General features: G+C 62.2%; 2 protein-coding genes and 1 pseudogene. 2 read left to right on the plus strand and 1 reads right to left on the minus strand.

Going from position 1 to position 3,762, the window contains the following annotated elements; translation table 11 throughout:
- A partial coding sequence (locus AXW67_RS24850; protein WP_245315713.1) for a reverse transcriptase domain-containing protein occupies positions 1-581 on the minus strand: 581 nt, incomplete at its 3' end.
- Positions 582-1,395: 814 nt separating this feature from the next.
- Here AXW67_RS24850 and istA point away from each other — a divergent pair.
- Both istA and istB read left to right on the plus strand, forming a co-directional pair.
- Positions 1,396-2,886 (plus strand): annotated as a pseudogene (gene istA, locus AXW67_RS24860) (IS21 family transposase); the annotation flags it as partial.
- An 8-nt stretch (positions 2,887-2,894) separates the two neighbouring features.
- A complete protein-coding gene (gene istB / locus AXW67_RS24865) occupies positions 2,895-3,758 on the plus strand; it encodes an IS21-like element helper ATPase IstB (RefSeq protein ID WP_063677376.1) in 864 nt (287 codons plus the stop codon).
- Positions 3,759-3,762 lie beyond the last annotated feature (4 nt).

Here is a 3,762-nt window from a genome sequence, read left to right on the forward strand (position 1 = left end):
TCTTCCACGGGACATTCCAGCCACATCTTGATCAGATGCAGCACGCGCCGATCAACAATCCGGCGCGCCACCGATTTTAATAGCTCGGCGTGCGGAATGCTTCCGAAGTAGTCCGCGAGGTCGGCGTCAACGACTTCCGGGTGGCCACGGAACAGCTGCGCTTCCACCTCGACCACCGCCTGTTGGGCATTTCGCCCGGGACGGTACGCGTACTGTTCGGGTGGAAGATCGGCCTCGAAGATCGGTTCTAGCACCAGCATCGCTGCCGTCATGCAGACTCGATCACGCAAGGTCGAGATGCCCAATGGCCTGAGTTTGCCATTGGCCTTCGGTATGTACACTCTTCTGATAGGATCCGGTCGATACGTCTCCTGCCTGAGCGCAAGCGCCAGTTCGCCAAGCCACCGCTGCACCCCGTACGCTTCGATGTCCGAGAAGTCCTGACCGTCCACACCCGGTGCGCCCTTGTTGGAGCGGCATTGAGCATAGGCATGGGCCAGGATGTCTTCTCGGCAGATCTTGTCGTACAGGGCGTAGAAACGGTAGCCGGCTTCTGCCTTCGCTTTCGCGTGCAACGCCATCTGAAGTTTCTGAACACTCTTCGGAGTTGATAGGTTGCCCAATCTCCAGGTCCCTCACTACGTCTTGCGTTCGTCTTGAACTAAGGTCCCTTCCCTCCCCCGGCGTTACCCGGCTTCAGCGGTACTGCGAACCTCTCCGCATCCCCACGGCGCCCGGCCTGTCCCTCGCGGGCGTCCGGTTGGTCATCCCTGACCACGTCGTGGGGCCTCCCGTGTTGCGTACGCTTTCCTTGTGTACATGCTGTCGCCACTACCCCGGCGCAGCAGCTGGGCGGATCGTTTTCGCTCATTCCTCCAGCCGTATCAGCCTTCCCCGAAAGGGTCGTCGGGTCGGCCTGCGCATCGTCCTTTTCGAGGCTTGCTCGGCGTTCACTCGCGTTACGGCCTGCACACTCGCGCTGTCACCAATTCGTGACACGCTAATCGAAGGCTTCAGCCACTTCGTTACCTCCATGACTGCTCCGATTGCTTCCGGCTGGAGCGTTCGCCGGGTGGGACTTGCACCCACTGGAAAGCGCCGCCTTCTCACGGCGCACACCCAGAACGGTCGTTCGGCACGCAGTTCATTCGATCGCCTTCTGCGGGCGCAGACCATCGTCAAAGCCGGGCCGAGCATCACCGTCTTGTCGAGGAACCTTGCCGCCGGATCTGTGTTCGAGATGCTGGCGGGCTCGATGATGAGGTCTGAGATGCGGCTCCAGTGTCATTCGGCCTGCAATATTGACCCCCTAAGCTGGGGGATCGGCGTCCAAAATTGACCCCCTAACGTTGGGCTGTTGCGCTGCCTGCTTTGGAATGAAGCAGGTGGTCGGGGATGCTGGTCGTGGAGACGATTGCGCGGATACGGCGCGAGCACTTCATCAAGGGCAAGACGATCAAGGAGATCGCCCGTGACCTGAAGGTGTCGCGGAACACGGTCCGCAAGGTGCTGAGGTCTGGGGAGACCTCCTTCGAGTACGAGCGGCAAGTGCAGCCGCGGCCAAAGCTGGGACGATGGGCAGTAGAGCTTGACGGATTGCTGGCGGCGAACGCGGCCAAACCGGCTCGTGAACAGCTGACGTTGATCCGGATCTTCGAAGAGCTGCGCGGCCGCGGCTACGACGGCGGTTACGATGCGGTGCGGCGTTACGCCAGGCGGTGGAGCAAAGAACGCGGGCAATCGACCGCGGCGGCCTATGTCCCGCTGAGTTTTGCGCCGGGCGAAGCCTACCAGTTCGACTGGAGCCACGAGGTGGTCTTGCTGAGCGGGACCACGGTGATGGTGAAGGCCGCCCATGTCCGGCTCTGTCACAGCCGCATGCTGTTCGTGCGGGCCTATCCGCGCGAGACGCAGGAGATGGTGTTCGACGCCCACGACCGGGCGTTCGCCCTGTTTAAGGGCACCTGCAGTCGCGGCATCTACGACAATATGAAGACCGCGGTGGAGACGATCTTTGTCGGCAAGGATCGCCGCTACAATCGCCGCTTCCTGCAGATGTGCAGCCATTACCTGGTCGATCCGGTCGCCTGCACGCCAGCCTCGGGCTGGGAGAAGGGCCAGGTCGAGAACCAGGTCGGGCTGGTCCGCGAACGCTTCTTCACGCCGCGGCTGCGGTTCAAGAACCTGGACGAGTTAAACGCCTGGCTGCTGGACAAGTGCATCGCCTACGCCAAAGCGCATCGCCATCCGGAGTTGGCCGATCAGACGATCTGGGAAGTGTTCGAAGCCGAGCGTCCTAAGCTCGTCCCCTATGCCGGTCGGTTCGACGGCTTCCATGCGGTGCCGGCGTCGGTCTCGAAGACCTGTCTGGTGCGCTTCGACAACAACAAGTACTTGGTCGCAGCCAGCGCCGTCGGGCGCCCGGTCGAGGTCCAAGCCTATGCCGATCGCATCGTGATCCGTCAGGACGGACGCATCGTTGCCGAGCACCCACGATCCTTCGGACGCGGCGAGACGACCTACGATCCCTGGCACTATGTGCCGGTACTGGCGCGTAAACCCGGCGCCTTGCGCAACGGTGCTCCCTTCAAGGACTGGGTGCTGCCGGCCGCGATCGAGCGGATCCGGCGCAGGCTTGCCAGCACCGACGATGGCAATCGTCAGATGGTCGACATCCTCAATGCGGTGCTGACTGACGGCCTGCCCGCGGTAGAAGCCGCCTGTGCCGAAGCGCTCGGTCACGGCGTCCATTCCGCCGATGTCGTTCTCAACATCCTGGCCCGACAACGTGAACCCGCCCCACCGGCCAACATCATGACGCCGGCTGCATTGACGCTCCGCCATGCGCCGATCGCCGATTGTGCCCGTTACGACAACCTCCGGAGGATCATCTGATGGAACGAACCCAAATCTTCGACCTCATGGGCGAGCTCAAGCTCTACGGCATGAAGGCCGCCTTCGACGAGATCATGGCGACTGCGGTCAAGCGCCAACACGAACCGCAGCGCATCGTCGGCGACCTGCTCAACGCCGAGATCAACGAGAAGCAGGCCCGGTCGATCAAGTACCAGCTCACCATCGCCAAGCTGCCGCTTGCTAAGGACCTCGAGGACTTCCAGTTCGACGGCACGCCGATCAACCGGACGCTCGTCAATGATCTCGCCGGCGGCGGCTTCATCGCCCAGCAACGCAACGTCGTGCTGGTCGGCGGCACAGGCACCGGCAAGACCCATCTGGCCATCGCAATCGCCAGGAGCTGCATCCGATCCGGTGCCCGTGGCCGCTTCTACAATGTGGTCGATCTCGTCAACCGCCTCGAGATTGAGACCCGCAATGGACGGCAGGGCCGGCTTGCTGAGCACTTGACCCGGATGGACTTCATCGTTCTGGACGAACTCGGATATCTGCCCTTTGCCCAGTCCGGCGGTCAGCTTCTGTTCCATCTGATCAGCCGGCTCTACGAGAGAGCTTCCGTCATCGTCACCACCAATCTCGCCTTCGGCGAATGGCCCAGCGTGTTCGGCGACGCCAAGATGACCACTGCGCTGCTCGATCGGTTGACCCATCACTGCGACATCGTCGAGACCGGCAACGACAGTTGGCGATTCAAAAGCCGCGACGACGATCACGCAACCCGCGCTCGTCTCGCCTCCGCAATCCCGGCCAGCTCCGACGAGACGAGCGCTACCAGCAAACCCCGCCGCACAAAGGGGTCAAAATTGGACGCCGATGAGGGGTCAAATTTGAACGCCGATTGACAGC

The organism is Bradyrhizobium neotropicale, assembly GCF_001641695.1.
Lineage (GTDB): Bacteria > Pseudomonadota > Alphaproteobacteria > Rhizobiales > Xanthobacteraceae > Bradyrhizobium > Bradyrhizobium neotropicale.

Excerpts from the sequence above, each read along its gene's own strand:
- istB (WP_063677376.1), top strand. The coding sequence starts at position 2,895 with ATGGAACGAACCCAAATCTTCGACCTCATGGGCGAGCTCAAGCTCTAC.